15 protein-coding genes are annotated in these 14,551 nt (G+C 69.6%); 6 read left to right on the top strand and 9 right to left on the bottom strand.

The annotated features are described in order from the left end of the window. Positions 1–9: 9 nt before the first annotated feature. Entirely contained in the window at positions 10–780 is a 771-nt protein-coding gene (locus tag LX88_RS20890) for a 2-keto-4-pentenoate hydratase (protein WP_090063324.1), read from the bottom strand. Then, on the bottom strand, positions 774–2,231 hold the full coding sequence (locus tag LX88_RS20885; RefSeq protein WP_258949462.1) for an FAD-binding protein: 1,458 nt from the start codon (positions 2,229–2,231) through the stop codon (positions 774–776). Before LX88_RS20885 ends, LX88_RS20890 begins: the two co-directional genes overlap by 7 nt. Before the next feature lie 132 nt (positions 2,232–2,363). Between LX88_RS20885 and LX88_RS20880 the strand changes: the two genes are divergently transcribed. Genes LX88_RS20880 through chsH3 form a run of 5 tightly spaced genes read left to right on the top strand, consistent with a single transcriptional unit; the run spans position 2,364 to position 7,100 of the window. Then, positions 2,364–3,935, top strand: a complete 1,572-nt coding sequence (locus tag LX88_RS20880; protein ID WP_258949461.1) for an FAD-dependent oxidoreductase — start codon at positions 2,364–2,366, stop codon at positions 3,933–3,935. Beyond that, the gene (locus LX88_RS20875) at positions 3,932–5,059 is read left to right on the top strand and encodes a 3-ketosteroid-9-alpha-monooxygenase, oxygenase component (protein ID WP_090063329.1); all 1,128 of its coding nucleotides are present in this window, start codon (positions 3,932–3,934) and stop codon (positions 5,057–5,059) included. Before LX88_RS20880 ends, LX88_RS20875 begins: the two co-directional genes overlap by 4 nt. Further along, positions 5,056–5,295 carry a hypothetical protein gene (locus LX88_RS20870; RefSeq protein ID WP_030481678.1) on the top strand — a complete coding sequence of 80 codons (240 nt, stop codon included), beginning with the start codon at positions 5,056–5,058 and terminating at the stop codon, positions 5,293–5,295. Before LX88_RS20875 ends, LX88_RS20870 begins: the two co-directional genes overlap by 4 nt. Further along, positions 5,288–6,256: a ferredoxin--NADP reductase gene (locus LX88_RS20865; RefSeq protein WP_258949460.1), complete on the top strand. Its 969-nt coding sequence runs from the start codon at positions 5,288–5,290 to the stop codon at positions 6,254–6,256. Before LX88_RS20870 ends, LX88_RS20865 begins: the two co-directional genes overlap by 8 nt. Before the next feature lie 10 nt (positions 6,257–6,266). Next, positions 6,267–7,100: an enoyl-CoA hydratase ChsH3 gene (gene chsH3 / locus LX88_RS20860; RefSeq protein ID WP_258949459.1), complete on the top strand. Its 834-nt coding sequence runs from the start codon at positions 6,267–6,269 to the stop codon at positions 7,098–7,100. Here the strand turns inward: chsH3 and LX88_RS20855 are convergent. The 6 genes from LX88_RS20855 to LX88_RS20830 are packed head-to-tail and all read right to left on the bottom strand — an operon-like array spanning position 7,080 to position 13,453. Beyond that, positions 7,080–8,222, bottom strand: coding sequence for a lipid-transfer protein (locus LX88_RS20855; protein ID WP_258949458.1), 1,143 nt, complete (start codon positions 8,220–8,222; stop codon positions 7,080–7,082). The two genes, chsH3 and LX88_RS20855, sit on opposite strands and share 21 nt — an antisense overlap. Then, on the bottom strand, positions 8,219–8,602 hold the full coding sequence (locus tag LX88_RS20850) for a MaoC family dehydratase (protein ID WP_258949457.1): 384 nt from the start codon (positions 8,600–8,602) through the stop codon (positions 8,219–8,221). Before LX88_RS20850 ends, LX88_RS20855 begins: the two co-directional genes overlap by 4 nt. Continuing rightward, positions 8,589–9,473: a bifunctional MaoC family dehydratase N-terminal/OB-fold nucleic acid binding domain-containing protein gene (locus LX88_RS20845; protein WP_308203454.1), complete on the bottom strand. Its 885-nt coding sequence runs from the start codon at positions 9,471–9,473 to the stop codon at positions 8,589–8,591. The genes LX88_RS20850 and LX88_RS20845 overlap by 14 nt, the downstream gene beginning before the upstream one ends. Continuing rightward, the gene (locus LX88_RS20840) at positions 9,473–10,600 is read right to left on the bottom strand and encodes an acyl-CoA dehydrogenase family protein (RefSeq protein ID WP_258949455.1); all 1,128 of its coding nucleotides are present in this window, start codon (positions 10,598–10,600) and stop codon (positions 9,473–9,475) included. Before LX88_RS20840 ends, LX88_RS20845 begins: the two co-directional genes overlap by 1 nt. Then, a complete protein-coding gene (locus tag LX88_RS20835) occupies positions 10,590–11,552 on the bottom strand; it encodes an acyl-CoA dehydrogenase family protein (protein WP_258949454.1) in 963 nt (320 codons plus the stop codon). Before LX88_RS20835 ends, LX88_RS20840 begins: the two co-directional genes overlap by 11 nt. Further along, positions 11,552–13,453 (bottom strand): acyl-CoA dehydrogenase family protein, encoded by a 1,902-nt coding sequence (locus LX88_RS20830; RefSeq protein WP_258949453.1) that lies wholly within the window; start codon positions 13,451–13,453, stop codon positions 11,552–11,554. The genes LX88_RS20835 and LX88_RS20830 overlap by 1 nt, the downstream gene beginning before the upstream one ends. A gap of 159 nt (positions 13,454–13,612) precedes the next feature. Here LX88_RS20830 and kstR point away from each other — a divergent pair, with 159 nt between their 5' ends. Beyond that, complete coding sequence (kstR, locus tag LX88_RS20825; protein WP_245983567.1) at positions 13,613–14,188, top strand: cholesterol catabolism transcriptional regulator KstR; 576 nt, start codon at positions 13,613–13,615, stop codon at positions 14,186–14,188. 55 nt (positions 14,189–14,243) lie between these two features. Here kstR and LX88_RS20820 read toward each other — a convergent pair whose 3' ends face one another. Beyond that, positions 14,244–14,423 carry a hypothetical protein gene (locus tag LX88_RS20820; RefSeq protein WP_258949452.1) on the bottom strand — a complete coding sequence of 60 codons (180 nt, stop codon included), beginning with the start codon at positions 14,421–14,423 and terminating at the stop codon, positions 14,244–14,246. Between the last annotated feature and the right edge of the window lie 128 nt (positions 14,424–14,551).

Here is a 14,551-nt window from a genome sequence, read left to right as displayed (position 1 = left end):
CCAGTCACCTCATTCAAATTTCAGGTCGACAGAACCGAGTCCGGCGAACTCGGCGCGGAACTCGTCACCCGGCCGGGCGTCGATGGCACGTGTGCACGAACCGGGCAGCACGATGTCGCCGGCCAGCAACCGGACACCGAAGCTCGCGACTTTGGCCGCCAGCCACGCCACCGCGATCGCCGGATCGCCCAGCACGGCGTCACCGCGTCCTTCGGCAACCAGCTCACCGTTGCGCCGCAAGGTGGCCGCGACGGCACCGATGTCCAGTTCGGACGGACGCACGCGTTCGGAGCCGAGCATGAACCCGGCCGACGAGGCGTTGTCCGCGATGGTGTCCTGCAGGCCGATCCGCCAGTTCTCGATGCGGCTGTCGATCAGCTCGATGGCCGGCGCGACGAACTCGGTGGCGTCCAGGACGTCCTCGACCGTGCAGCCCTCGCCGGGCAGGTCGCGGGCCAGCAGGAACGCGATCTCGACCTCGACCCGCGGGTACAGGTACGCCGACGCGTCCGCGGTGCCGGCGAGCTGCATGTCGTCGAGCAGGTGGCCGTAGTCGGGTTCGTCGACGCCCATCATCTGCTGCATCGCCAGCGAGGACAGCCCGACCTTGTGGCCGATCACGTCGCGGTTGCGGTGGCGGACGTTGAGCAGCTGGATCTCGTACGCGTCCACCACGTCGATCTCGGGGTACAGCTCCACCAGCGGTTTGATCGGCACGCGGTCGCGTTCGGCCGCGCGCAGCAACTCGGCGGCAGCCTCCCTGGACTGGATCGTCAGCACCTGGCCTCCTTCGCTGCGTGGTGACCTGCCCGGCGGCCCGAGAAGACGCAGTCGGCGAGCGCGAGGCCGCTGACGTAGGACTCCGAGCACACCCCGACCGCCGACCGGCCCGCCGCGTACAGGCCTGCGACGCCTTGCACCTGACCGGTGTCCTCGTCCACGACGAGCCCGCCGAGCGTGAGCATCGGGCACGGGTAGCCGAACCCCGCGCGCACCGACACGTTGATCAACGAATAGGGAGGCTTCCCGAACGGCTCGGGCGGCGCGATTCCGGCCTTCGCGGCGGCTTCCTCGATCGTCGGCGCACTGACCAGGCCGCGGCCGAGCAGGTAGCGGACCTGCCAGCGCTGGAACGGCGCCGTCTGGGTGCGCACCTGGGCGCGCGCGACCTGGAGGATCTCGTCGTCGATCAGCAGCCAGGCCTTGCCGCCGCGTTCGACGATCGCGGTGCCGTTGGCGGCGCCGTACAGGGTCGCGTCACCGAACCGCCGCCCGGCCGAGTCGACCAGGACTCCGCGCTGCAACGCGCTGGGCGGGGTGATGAACCGCCAGACCGAGATCTTGTCCATGCGTGCGGTCCTGCCCCCGGCGGCGACGCCGAGCCGGATCCCGCCACCGTCGTCGCCGGGCGTGCCCAGCGCGAGGCCACCGCGGTAGGCCGGCGCGTGCTCGTGGACCAGGGCCCGATCGGAGATGAAGCCGCCGGCCGCGATGACCACGCCCTGCCCGGCGTGGACCACCAGCGGCCGGCCGAACCGTTCGAGCCACGCCGCCAGCCCGAACAGCCTCTTGCCCAAAGGCGGGTAGTAGAGCCACGGCTTCGCGCCCGCCCTGGACAACGCCGCGTGCAGAGCCCGTGGAAGTCCGGTGAGGGTCCGGCACCGCACACCGGTCACGCGCCCGTCCGCGACGACCAGCTCGACAGCACGGGTCTGCGGCATGATCCGCACGCCGGCGCGCCGGGTGGCCTCGGCCAGTCGAGTGAAGAAGAGCTTGCCGGACGTGCCCTTCGCCCTGGTCCTGTGCCCACGTGGAGCCGGATCGGGCCAGGCGTCCTCACTGCCGGACAGGTAGAGGTAGTGGTCGTCGGTCGGGTACGACGTCTTGAACGGCGACACCCGCGCGTCGAACGGCACGCCCAGGTCCTCCAACCAGGCCAGCATCTTCGCGCTGTCCTCGCAGAACCTGCGCAGGGTCTCGGGGGACACCGCGTCCCGGACCTCGTGCCTCAGGTAGGAGTACATCGCGTCGACCGAGTCGGTCACACCGGCCTCGACCTGCTGCCGCGTCCCGCCGCCCGCGTAGACGACGCCGCCGGACAACGCGGTCGCGCCACCGCCGGTGAACCGGTCCAGCACCACCACGGACGCACCGGCCGTCGCGGCCTCGACGGCGGCGCACGCGCCGGCCGCGCCGAAACCGATGACGACCACGTCAGCGGTGACTTCCACGCAACCCTCCTGGAACACGTTCTTGGCAAGAAACAGGTTCTTGGTGAGTCGACTTGCCTGGAACTCCTACACCATAGCGCCAAACCGCCTCAGAACTATAACCTGTTCTAGTCTGAGCCCCGTGGAGGTGTGATGTACGACGTGATCGTCGTCGGCAGCGGCGCGGCGGGCATGACAGCCGCGCTCTGCACCGCTCGGAACGGCCTGCGGACCCTGATCATCGAGAAGGCCGCGCACTACGGCGGCTCGACCGCGCGGTCGGGCGGAGGCATCTGGGTGCCGAACAACGCCGTGGTCGCCGCCAACGGCGTGCCCGACTCCCCGGAACGAGCGAGCACCTACCTGGCGCACATCGCTCCGGACGTACCGGAGGAGCTGCGGGAGGCGTTCCTGGAAGCCGGACCGGCCATGCTGGCGTTCGTCTGCGCCCACACGCCGCTGAAGTTCCGCTGGGTGCGCGAGTACTCCGACTACTACCCGGAAGCGCCGGGAGGGCAGCCGCGCGGCCGCTCGGTCGAACCGCTGCCGTTCACCGCATCGCTGCTGGGCGAGGAGATCAAGGACCTCGAACCGCCTTACGTGCCGACGCCCGCGGGCATCGTGATCACCCAGACCGACTACCGGTGGCTGACCCTGATCGGCAGGCATCCGCGCGGCGTCCTCACCGCCGCCAAGGTCTTCGCGCGCCGGTTCCTGCCGGGCCGCCGCCTCACCATGGGCCAGGCACTGACGGCGGGCCTGCGGGCCGGGCTCAAGGCGCTGGACGTCGAGGTCAGGCTCAACACCGCGATGACCGACCTGCACCACGAGAACGGTCGTGTGGCCGGAGTTCTGGTCGGCGACAAGGTGATCCTGGCGAAGCACGTGGTGCTGGCGTCCGGCGGGTTCGAGAACAACGAACGGATGCGCAAGCAACATCAGGACATGGGTACGGAGTGGACGGTCGGCGCCAAGGCGAACACCGGCGACGGCATCGAGGCCGGGCAACGGGCCGGCGCCGCCGTCGGACTGATGGACGACGCCTGGTGGGGCCCGTCGGTCCCGCTGCCGCGCGGCCCGTTCTTCCTGCTCGCGGAGCGGTCCCTGCCCGGCTGCGTGCTGGTCGACAAGACCGGCCGCCGGTTCGTGAACGAGGCCGCGCCCTACATCGACGTGGTCAACGCCATGACCGGTGACACCTGGCTCGTCTTCGACCACTCCTACCGCGGCCGCTACCCGTTCTGCGGCATCCCGCCCCGGCGCCCGCTCCCCCGGCGCTGGAAGGACACCGTGCTCACCGCGCCCAGCCTGGAGGAACTCGCCCAGGAGGCCGGCCTGCCGGAGCTGACCGAGACCGTCCGGCGGTTCAACACACTGGCCGTGGACGGCAAGGACGCCGACTTCCACCGGGGCGACAGCGCGTACGACCGCTACTACGGCGATCCGCGCACCAAGCCGAACCCCAACCTCGCGCCGCTGACCACCGGCCCGTTCTACGCGGTCAAGATCGTGCCCGGTGACCTCGGCACCAAGGGCGGCCTGCGCACCGACGCCCATGCGCGCGTGCTGCGCGAGGACGGTTCGGTGATCGAAGGCCTGTACGCGGCGGGCAACACCAGTGCTTCGGTCATGGGACACACCTACGCGGGCGCGGGAGCCACCCTCGGACCGGCGATGACGTTCGGGTACCTCGCCGGCCTCGACATCTCTGGAGGAGAGCGATGACGCAGGACAGCGTGCGGACGATCGACGCGGGCACGCCTCCGGCGAGGTTCGCGCGAGGCTGGCACTGCCTGGGCCTCGCCAGCAGCTTCCGCGACGGCAAACCCCACGCCATCGAGGCGTTCGGCACGAAGCTCGTGGTGTTCGCGACCGAGGACGGCAAGATCAACGTCCTGGACGGGTACTGCCGGCACATGGGCGGCGACCTCACCCAGGGCACGATCAAGGGCAACAACATCGCCTGCCCGTTCCACGACTGGCGCTGGGCGGGCAACGGCAAGTGCGTCGACATCCCCTACGCCAAGCGGGTTCCGCTGAGGGCGCGCACCCGGTCGTGGATCACCCTGGAGGAGAACAAGCAGCTCTTCGTGTGGAACGACCCGCAGGGAAACCCGCCGCCGGAGCACATCACGATCCCGCGCATCGAGTCGGCGTTCAGCGACGAGTGGAGCAACTGGACCTGGGACTCGGTGGTGATCGACAACGCGAACTGCCGCGAGATCATCGACAACGTCGTCGACATGGCCCACTTCTTCTACATCCACTTCGCGTTCCCGACGTACTTCAAGAACGTGATGGAGGGCCACGTCGCCTCGCAGTACCTGACGACGCGCGGCCGTCCGGACGTCGCGATGGGCTCCAACTACACCGGTGACGTGGAAGTGCGTTCCGAGGCCGCGTACCACGGGCCGTCCTACATGATCGACTACCTGTGGAACGACTACAAGGGCATCGAGATCGAGACGGTGCTGATCAACTGCCACTACCCGATCTCGCCGACCTCGTTCAAGCTCCAGTGGGGCGCGATCGTGAAGAAGCTGCCCGGTGTGGACGACGAGCACGCGGACAAGATCGCGAGGAAGTTCGCGCGCGGCATCGGCGTCGGGTTCCTGCAGGACGTGGAGATCTGGCAGAACAAGTCGCGCATCGACAACCCGTTGCTGTGCGAGGAGGACGGGCCGGTGTACCAGCTCCGCCGCTGGTACGAGCAGTTCTACGTCGATGTCGAGGACGTCAGCGACGACATGGTGCGGCGCTTCGAGTTCGAGGTCGACACGAGCCGGGCGATCGAGGTGTGGGAGAAGGAGGTCGCGGAGAACCTCGCGCGCCAGGAGTCGGCGACGTGAGCGAGCGCGACGAGTTCCTCGCCGGTGGCATGGTGCCGGTGGGGTGCGACTGCGGGAACCGGGTGCTGGTGAAGAAGAACAGCCCACAGCACACGAGCGTGCAGTGGCTGTCCGACACCCGTGACTGCCCTGAGCTGTGCGGTGCGCGGGCGGCGCTCGTGCCGACGTGCCTGCGGTTGCGCGACAGCATCGAGAAGGCCGTGCGCGAGGGAACGCTGGAGGTCGCCGATGGCTGAGGTGCACCGGCTCCGGGTCGACGCCGTGATCGAGGAGACCGCCGACGCGCGCTCGTTCGTGCTGTCCGGTGTGGACTTCGCGGTGAGACCCGGGCAGTTCCTGACCGTGCGGGCCGGTGACGTGGCGCGCTGCTACTCGCTGTCCAGCGCGCCGGGCGAGCCGTTGAAGATCACGGTCAAGCGGACGCCGGACGGGTACGGGTCGCACTGGATGTGCTCGTCGCTGGCCGCCGGGATGGAACTGGACGTGCTCGCCCCGGCCGGGGTGTTCACGCCTTCGTCGCTGAACGGGTCGTTGCTCGCGTTCGCGGCGGGCAGCGGGATCACGCCGGTCATGTCGATCATCCGGGCGGTGCTGACGCAGGGCTCGGGGCAGGTGTTCCTGGTCTACGCCAACCGGGACGAAGCTTCGGTGATCTTCGCGCGAGAGCTCTCCGAGCTGGCTCGGCAGCACCCGGACCGGCTGACCGTGGTGCACTGGCTGGAATCGGTGCAGGGCCTGCCTTCGGTGGCGGGGCTGCGGGCGTTCGTCCGTGACTGCGACGAGGCGTTCGTGTGCGGGCCCGGACCGTTCATGGAGGCCGCGCGCAAAGCGCTGCACGACGTGCCGGTCGTGCACGTCGAGAAGTTCGTGTCGCTGTCCAGTGATCCGTTCTCGGCCGTGGTCCCGGTGGTCGACGACCGGCCGGACGCGGTCGTCGAGGTCGAGCTGGACGGTGAACGGCACCGGTTTCCGTGGCCCGCGCGGACGAAGCTGCTCGACCTGTTGCTGGAGAAAGGACTCGACGCGCCTTACTCGTGCCGCGAGGGTGCGTGCAGCGCGTGCGCGTGCCGGCTGGTCGAGGGCGAGGTCAAGATGCTCAACAACGACGTGCTCGACTCCGAGGACATCGCCGAGGGCATCGTGCTGGCGTGCCAGTCGGTTCCGGTCACCGACACCGTGAAGATCACCTACGAGTGAGGGGCGCCTGATGCCGATCGATCCTTCCGTCGCCGTCGGGGCGGAGCTTCCCGAGGTCAAGTTCTCCTGGACCGAGTCCGACGTGCTGCTCTACCACCTGGCGCTGGGGGCCACCGAACTCCGTTACGTCTACGAGCAGGGCCTGCGGGTGCTGCCGACGTTCGGGGTGGTGGCACCGCGCTTCCACGAGACCGCGCCGCCCGCCGTGTCGTTCCCCGGTGTCGACATCGACCTGGCCAGAGTTCTGCACGGCACGCAGGAGATCGCCGTGCACGCGCCGCTGCCCGCCGAGGGTGAGGCCGTGCTGCGGACGCGGATCGCGGACGTGTGGGACAAGGGCAAAGCCGCGGTCATCGTGCAGGAGTCGACGGCCGTGACGCCCGGCGGCACCGCGCTCTACACGACCCGGTCCAGCATCTTCGCCCGTGGCGAGGGCGGGTTCGGCGGTGACCGGGGGCCGTCGGGCAAGGTGGAGGTGCCCGACCGCGAGCCGGACTTCGTGATCGAGACACCGACCCTGCCGCAGCAGGCCTACCTGTACCGGCTGTGCGGTGATCGCAATCCGCTGCACGCCGACCCCGAGTTCGCGCAACGGGCCGGGTTCGACGCCCCGATCCTGCACGGGCTGTGCACGTACGGCGTGGTGTGCCGGGCGGTGGTAGACGCCGTGCTGGACGGGCCGGAGCAGGTGGCGTCGTTCGGGGTGAAGTTCGCGGGCGTGGTGTTCCCCGGCGAGACGCTGACCACGCGGGTGTGGCGGGACGGTCCGCGGCTGGTGCTGACGACGTCCGCCGGGGACCGTCCCGTTCTCGCCGACGCGGTGTTAACCCTGGCCCAGGACTAGGCCGCTGGTCGGGACGCCGGTGCCGGCGGTGACCAGGACGTGCTCGACGCCGGCGACCTGGTTCACCGCGGTGCCGCGGATCTGGCGCACTCCCTCGGCGATGCCGTTCATGCCGTGCAGGTAGGCCTCGCCGAGCTGGCCGCCGTGCGGGTTGAGCGGGAGCGTTCCGTCCAGCTCGAGCGCACCGGACGCGACGAAGTCCTTGGCCTCACCCCGCCCGCAGAAGCCCAGCTCTTCGAGTTGGACCAGGACGAACGGCGTGAAGTGGTCGTAGAGCACGGCGACGTCCACATCGGACGGACCGATGCCCGACTTTTCCCACAGTCCCCTCGCCACCACGCCCATTTCGGGCAACCGGGTCAGGTCGTCGCGGTAGTAGCTGGTCATCGTGAACTGGTCCACCCCGCTGCCCTGCGTCGCCGCCCTGACGTGCGCGGGCCTGTTCGGCAGGTCGCGGGCTCGTTCCGCCGAAGTGACGACCAGCGCCACGCCGCCGTCGCTCTCCTGGCAGCAGTCCAGGAGCCGCAGCGGTTCGGCGATCCAGCGCGACGACTGGTGGTCGTCCAGGGTGATCGGCCGTTCGTGGAACCACGCGTGCGGGTTCGTGGCGGCGTGCTTGCGGTCGATCACCGCGATCCGGCCGAAGTCCTCGCTCGTGGCGCCGTACTCGTGCATGTACCGGCGGGCGAACATGGCGACCATGGCGGCCGGTGTGCCCAGGCCCATCGGGTACGACCAGCTGTTGTCGATGTTGGCCGCGGCCGCCGTCTGGACCTGCCCGAACCGGTGCCCGGAGCGTTCGTTGAACGCCCGGTAGCAGACGACGACCTTCGCCGCGCCGGTCTCGACGGCCATCGCGGCCTGCTGGACCGTCGCGCACGCCGCCCCGCCGCCATAATGCACGCGGCTGAAGAACGTCAGCTCCGGGATGCCCAGCTCGCGCGCGACGGCGATCTCGGCGTTGGTGTCCATGGTGAAGCTGACCAGGCCGTCCACATCGGACGGTTCGAGGCCGGCGTCGTCGAGGGCGGCCCTGACGGCCTCGACGGCGAGCTGGAGCTCGCTGCGGCCGGAGTCCTTGGAGAAGTCGGTCGCGCCGATGCCGACGATCGCGGCGTTCACGCGGGCACCTCGATCTTCACGGTTCCGGTGACGTGGTCGCCGTGCGCGGTCCGGCCGACGACCTCGATGGTCAGGTCCTGCTGCTCGCGTTCGACGATCTGGCCGAAGAACTTCAGCGTGTCGTAGGCGAAGCAGGGCGCGCCGAGCTTGATGTTCACCTGGCGCACCAACGCCTCCGGGCCCGCCCAGTCCGTGACGTAGCGCTGCACCAGACCGGTGGTGGTGAGGATGTTGATGAAGATGTCCTTCGACCCGCGCTGGACCGCCAGGTCGCGGTCGTGGTGCACGTCCTGGAAGTCGCGGGTGGCCAGCGCGGTGCTGATCACGAACGTCGGGGTGGCCTCGACGTGCCACTCGGGCAGGGAATCACCGATCCGCACGGGGCCTCCAGCTGGGCATCGTCAGCTCGTCGTCGACCTTGGTGAAGACGACCTCGACCGGGAGTCCGACGCTGGGCTCGCCGTCCAGTTCGCCCAGCATCCGCACGCCCTCGTCCAGTTCGACCAGGGCGATGACGAACGGGGTCTGCTTGCCCGGCACCTGCGGGTGGTGGTGCACGACGTAGCTGTAGACCACGCCGTAACCCTCCGACACGAGGTACTTCGGCTTGATGGCACCGCATTCCGGACACATCGGGCCTGGTGGGTGGCGCAGCAGGCCGCAGCCGCCACACCGTTGGATGCGCAGCTCGCCCAGCCGGGTGCCTTCCCAGAAGTACTCGGTGTCGCGGTTGACGGACGGCCGGATGGCCTGCGGCTTCGGAGTTTCCGGCTTCGGGTCGGGCTTCCGCGCGGGCTTGAACTTCAGCACCCGGAACCGCATCTCGGCGACGGCCTCGTCCCCGACCCACCAGGTGCTGCGGGTCGTCACGAACCAGCCTTCGCCCAGCCCGGTCCTCTTCGGCCCGGTCACATCTTCCAGGCTCGTCGTCACCGACAGGTGCTCGCCGACCTTGAGGTACCGATGATAGGTCTGGTCGCTGTTCGTGGCGACGACCGACGTGTAGCCGGCCTCGTCCAGGATGGTCATCATCGCGCCGAGCGGATCGTCGAGGGTGCGTTGGCCGTGCAGCCCGGCCATCGTCCACACCTGGACCATCGCGGGCGGCGCGACCTCGGTGTAGCCGGGGTGTTCGTCGCCGATGGCCTCCAGCCAGTTGTTGATCATCGGCAGGTTGACCGGGTCACGCGCCAGCCGCGGTGCGCTTTCGCCCTGTTCCGCGATGCGGGCCGCTTCCTTCTCGATGTCGATCATCGCACCACCCGCGGCAGACCGAGCCCGATGTTGGCGATCAGTTCGCGCTGGATCTCCTGCACTCCCCCGCCGAACGTCAGCACGAGGTTGCGCCGTGCCTGGACGTCCAGCCACTTCGTCAGTTCGGCTGGAGCGCCGTGCCGGCCGACCAGCTCGTCCAGCAACCGGCCGATGTGCTGGGTCCGGTCGGCGGCGAACACCTTCGTCGCCGAAGCGTCCGCGACCTCGACCTCACCGCTGGCGACCTGCCAGTTCAGCAGCTCGTTCACGCGGTGGACCGCCCGCGCCTCGGCCAGCGCCCGCCGCACGTCCGGTTCGTCGAGGAGCTGACGTTCCGACGCCCAGCCGTGGACCCGCTCGACCAGCGCGCCGAGCCGGCCGGACGGGCCGAGCATCACGCGTTCGTGGTTGAGCTGAGTGGTGATCAGCCGCCAGCCCTTGTTCTCCTCGCCGACCCGGCGGGACTCGGGCACGCGGACGTCGTTGTAGTAGGTGGCGTTGACGTGATGGGCACCGTCGCAGGTGATGATCGGCGTCCACGAGTAGCCGGGGTCGGTGGTGTCGACGATCAGGATCGTGATGCCCCTGTGCCGCGAGTCCGGAGCTCCGGTGCGGCAGGCCAGCCACACGTAGTCCGCGTCGTGGCCGCCGGTCGTGAACGTCTTCTGCCCGTTGACGACGTAGTGGTCGTCTTCGCGGACGGCCTTGGTGCGCAACGCGGCCAGGTCCGTGCCCGCGTCCGGCTCGGTGTAGCCGATGGCGAAGTGCAGGTCGCCGCTGAGGATCTTCGGGAGGAAGAAGTCCTTCTGCTCCTGGGTTCCGTACTTCTGCAGCGTCGGGCCGACGGTCTGCAGCGTCACGTACGGCAGCGGGACGTCCGCGCGGGCGGCCTCGTTGACGAAGATCTGCTGCTCGACCGGCCCGAACCCCAGGCCGCCGTACTCCTCCGGCCAGCCGACGCCGAGCCTGCCGTCACGGCCGAGTCTTCTGACCAGCTCGCGATAGGTCTCGCCGTGCCGTTCGGTGAGCATCGCCTCGCGTTCGGCGTCGGACATGACTGTCGCGAAGTACTCGCGGAGCTCGTCGCGCAGCTTGCGTTGCTCCGCGGTGAGGTCAATGAACATCGATGGCTCCCAAGCGGTGCTCCACTCCGCCGACGAACCGCGTCAGCTCCTTGGCCATGCCGTAGTAGCGGTGCATCGGGTAGGTGATGTCGAGCCCGAGACCGCCGTGCAGGTGGTGGCAGGTGTGCACGGCGGGCAGGGTTTCCGCCGCGAGCCAGTAGGCAGCCGTGTCGAGGTCGTGGTCGTCGAGGCTCCACGCGGCGGTCAGCGCGGCGAGGTGCAGGGTGCGCGAGGCGATGTAGACGTCCGCGACCAGCAACGCGGCGGCTTGGAAGGTGGCCAGTGGCTTGCCGAACTGGTGGCGGGTGCCGACGTGCTTCACCGTGAGGTCGAGGGCACCGGCCAGGACGCCGTCCGCCACCGCGCAGGCTCCGGCCAGCGCGAACCGGCGGATGCCGTCTGCCGCTCCCTCCAGCAGCTCACCGCGGGCGCCGTCGAGACGCACGGTTGCGTCCGATGTGGACACGCCGGGTTGTGCTGGATCGACGACGAAGACGCCGTTGTCCGTGCTGACCAGGATCCTGGAAGCCTCGGCCGCGTACGGCACGTTGATCTTGACGCCGAAGATGCCGTCCGGACCTGCTGTGGTGGCGGGTGCTGCCGGAAGGGGTCGCGACGGCTCGCTCAGTGCCGCCGTCAGCACGCCGTGCTGTTCGGTCACCAGCGGCAGCAACGCATCCTGCTGCGCCGGCGTTCCGTACCGCACGATCGGCAGCACGCCCAGTGCGAGCGTGGCCAGTGCCGGCACGTCGACCGCCCGGCGGCCGACCTCGGTGAGCAGCACGGCCGTCTCCAGCACGCCGAACCCGTCACCACCGAGCCGTTCCGGAACGGCCAGAGCCAGCAGTCCCGCCTCCCCCAGCGCCTTCCAGGGGGTGGCGCTCTCCCTGCCCAGCACGTCGGCCGCCAGTGCGGCGATCTCCCGCTGGGTCTCGTCGAGCTCGAAGTCCATCAAAGCTCCCTCGGTAGACCGAGAATGCGTTCACCAGCCAGGTTCATCAGCACTTGCGTCGTCCCGCCCGCGATGCTCAGGCACCGGGTCAGCAGGAACTCATGGATCAACTCGCTGTCCACGGCGGCGTCCGGGCCGAGCAGGTCGACCGCGAACTCGGCGACGTCCTGCCGCTGCCGCACCCCGGCGAGCTTGCGCACGCTGGACTCCGCGCCCGGCCCCTGCCCGCTCAACACCCGCAGGCTCGCCCGCAGGTCCAGCACCGACACCGCGAGTCCCTGCGCCACCAACGCTCCCAGCCGTTCCGCGTGGTCAGGAGCGGCCGGGGACTCGATAGCCCGTTCGAGAGGCTCACCGAGCGACGACCCCATCGCGACGCGTTCGTTCGCGAGGGTCGTGCGGGCGAGCCGCCAGCCGTCGTTCACCGCGCCGACCACGCAGTCGTCCGGCACGAACACGTCGTCGAGGAAGACCTCGTTGAACCGCGCGTCGCCGGTGATCTCCCGCAACGGCCGGACGTCGATGCCCTCAGACCGCATGTCGACCAGGAAGTACGTGATGCCCTTGTGCTTCGGCACGCTCGAATCCGTGCGGGCCAGGCAGATCGCCCAGTCGGCCTGGTGCGCGAGCGACGTCCAGACCTTCTGCCCGGTGAGCTTCCAGCCGCCGTCGGTCTTGAGAGCCTTGGTGCGCAACGACGCCAGGTCCGAGCCGGCCTCGGGTTCGCTGAACAGCTGGCACCAGGTCAGCTCGCCGCTCAGTGTGGGTGGCACGAACCGTTCCTGCTGCTCGGGCGTTCCGTGGCGGAGGATCGTCGGCCCCGCCCAGCCGCCGATGACCAGGTCCGGCCTGCGCACCCCGGCGCGGGCGAACTCGCTGTCGATCACCAGCTGCCGTGCCTGGCCGGCGTCCTGCCCGTACGGCCTCGGCCAGTGCGGCACCAGGAACCCGCTGCTCGCCAGCCGTTCCCGTTGAGCGGCGGGGTCCAGTCCGGCGATCTCCTCCGCGAACCCGCGCACGTCCGGATCGGACTCGACCTGGACGGCGAGCGACCGCCGTGCCCCGGCCAGCGCCAGTTCCGCGACACGCCGGCGCCACCGCGCGGCACCGCCCGCGAGCTGCTGCAGCGCCAAGGCCCGGCGCAGGTAGCGGTGCGCGTCGTGCTCCCAGGTGAACCCGATGCCGCCCAGCACCTGGATGCAGTCCTTGGCGTTGCGGACCGCCGCGTCGAACGCGACGGCACCCGCCACCGCGGCCGCCAGCGGGTGCTCGTCGTCACCGACCGACCGGGCGGCGTCCCAGGCGACCGACGACGCCTGCTCCGCGCGGCACAGCATCTCCACGCAGAGGTGCTTCACGGCCTGGAACGACCCGATGACACGCCCGAACTGCTGACGCTGCTTCGCGTACTCCACAGCGGTGTTCAGGCACCACGCGGCGACTCCGCTCGCCTCGGCGGCCATCAGCGTCACCGCGAGATCGGTCGGGTCGGCCACCGCCTCACCCGGCTCACCGACCACCACCGACCCGAGCGAACGTGAGTGGTCCACGGCTTCCAGCGGGGTGACGCTCACCTGGGCTGCGGGCACGAGCATCCAGTTGTCCGTTTTGAGCAACAGGTGCGTCGCTTCGGCGGCACCGACCACGTGGTGGGACGAGAACCCGAACCCGGCGACCCCCTCGAAGTCCGGGAACAGCACCGACACCAGCGCCGTGGGCAGCAACGGCCCCGGCACCAGGTTCTCGGCCGCCCGCTCCAGCATCACCGCGAGATCGGCGACCGTGCCGCCCTCCCGCGTCACCTCGAAGAACCCGACCTCGACGAGATCCGCCCACTCACCCTTGGCGGCGTCCACGCTGTCGCGCAGGGCGCGTTGTTCCCCGGTCGTGGCGATCGGCATGCGGCCTCCTCCAGTACGTGAAGAAGTTTATAGAACGTGTTCTATTTCCGGCAACAGATCATGGCCGCCAAACCGATCGAGTATGATGCGAACGCAGCTGCAACACGTTCCAGGAGGATCATCTCCGTGTCACCTTCGAAGTCGCGCACGGACGCGCTCATGGCGGGCGACGAGCTCAGCTCGGCGGCCCAGCGCGAGCGTCGCAAGCGGATCGTCGACGCGACCATCGCGCTGGCGTCCAAGGGCGGGTTCGACGCCGTCCAGATGCGCGCGGTGGCCGACCGGGCGGACGTCGCGCTGGGCACGTTGTACCGCTACTTCCCCTCGAAGGTCCACCTGCTCGTGTCGAGCCTCGCGGTGGAGCTCGAGCGCGCCCAGGAGAAGATGGACCGCACCACCGTTCCCGGCGATTCGCCGTACGAGCGCGTGCTGTTCGTGCTCGGCCGCATCACCAGGGGCCTGCAGCGCAACCCGCACCTCACCGAGGCGATGACGCGCGCGTTCACCTTCGCCGACGCCTCCGCGGGCGCCGAGATCGACCGGGTCTCGCTGCTCATGGAGAGCATGTTCACCAAGGCGATGAGCGACGACGCGCCGACCGAGGAGCAGAAGGCCATCGCCCGCGTGATCGGCGACGTGTGGCTGTCGAACCTGGTCGCCTGGGTCACGCGCCGCGCCACAGCCACGGACGTCGCGAACCGCCTCGAGCTCACGGTCCGCCTGCTGCTGAAGTGAGCGACCGTCTGTCCTATGAAGACGGTGTCCGCGACCGGGAAGCCCGGCGAGACGGTCAGCTGCGGTTCCGCAACCGGTACCTGATCACCGGTGGCACCACGATGATCGTGACAACCGCCATGACCACGTAGGTCCACGGCTTTTCGATCCCGAGCGAGGCCGTGGTGGCACCCACCACCAACCCGAGCACGATCAGACCGACCACGATCAGCGCCTGTTCCCCGCCTCGCGACACGAGAGCCGCCCCTTTCCCCAGCGCCGGCACCCCCAGGTACCGGCGATCCCCCTCCGGATCGGCCGGTCGCGGCCCTCGTCAAACCCAGGCTCAGTCGCGCGTTGTCGTCGTGGGCAGGGCGAAGTTGC

This window comes from Lentzea californiensis (assembly GCF_024648825.1).
Lineage (GTDB): Bacteria > Actinomycetota > Actinomycetes > Mycobacteriales > Pseudonocardiaceae > Lentzea > Lentzea californiensis.
The sequence above is the reverse complement of the archived record's forward strand: the minus strand, read 5'-3'. Positions and strand labels throughout refer to the sequence as shown.

Bases quoted from the DNA above. Each gene is read 5' to 3' on its own strand.
- LX88_RS20840 (WP_258949455.1), bottom strand. From the start codon at position 10,600: ATGTTCATTGACCTCACCGCGGAGCAACGCAAGCTGCGCGACGAGCTC.
- LX88_RS20875 (WP_090063329.1), top strand. From the start codon at position 3,932: ATGACGCAGGACAGCGTGCGGACGATCGACGCGGGCACGCCTCCGGCG.
- chsH3 (WP_258949459.1), top strand. From the start codon at position 6,267: ATGCCGATCGATCCTTCCGTCGCCGTCGGGGCGGAGCTTCCCGAGGTC.
- LX88_RS20830 (WP_258949453.1), bottom strand. From the start codon at position 13,453: ATGCCGATCGCCACGACCGGGGAACAACGCGCCCTGCGCGACAGCGTG.
- LX88_RS20880 (WP_258949461.1), top strand. From the start codon at position 2,364: ATGTACGACGTGATCGTCGTCGGCAGCGGCGCGGCGGGCATGACAGCC.
- LX88_RS20865 (WP_258949460.1), top strand. From the start codon at position 5,288: ATGGCTGAGGTGCACCGGCTCCGGGTCGACGCCGTGATCGAGGAGACC.
- LX88_RS20835 (WP_258949454.1), bottom strand. From the start codon at position 11,552: ATGGACTTCGAGCTCGACGAGACCCAGCGGGAGATCGCCGCACTGGCG.
- kstR (WP_245983567.1), top strand. From the start codon at position 13,613: ATGGCGGGCGACGAGCTCAGCTCGGCGGCCCAGCGCGAGCGTCGCAAG.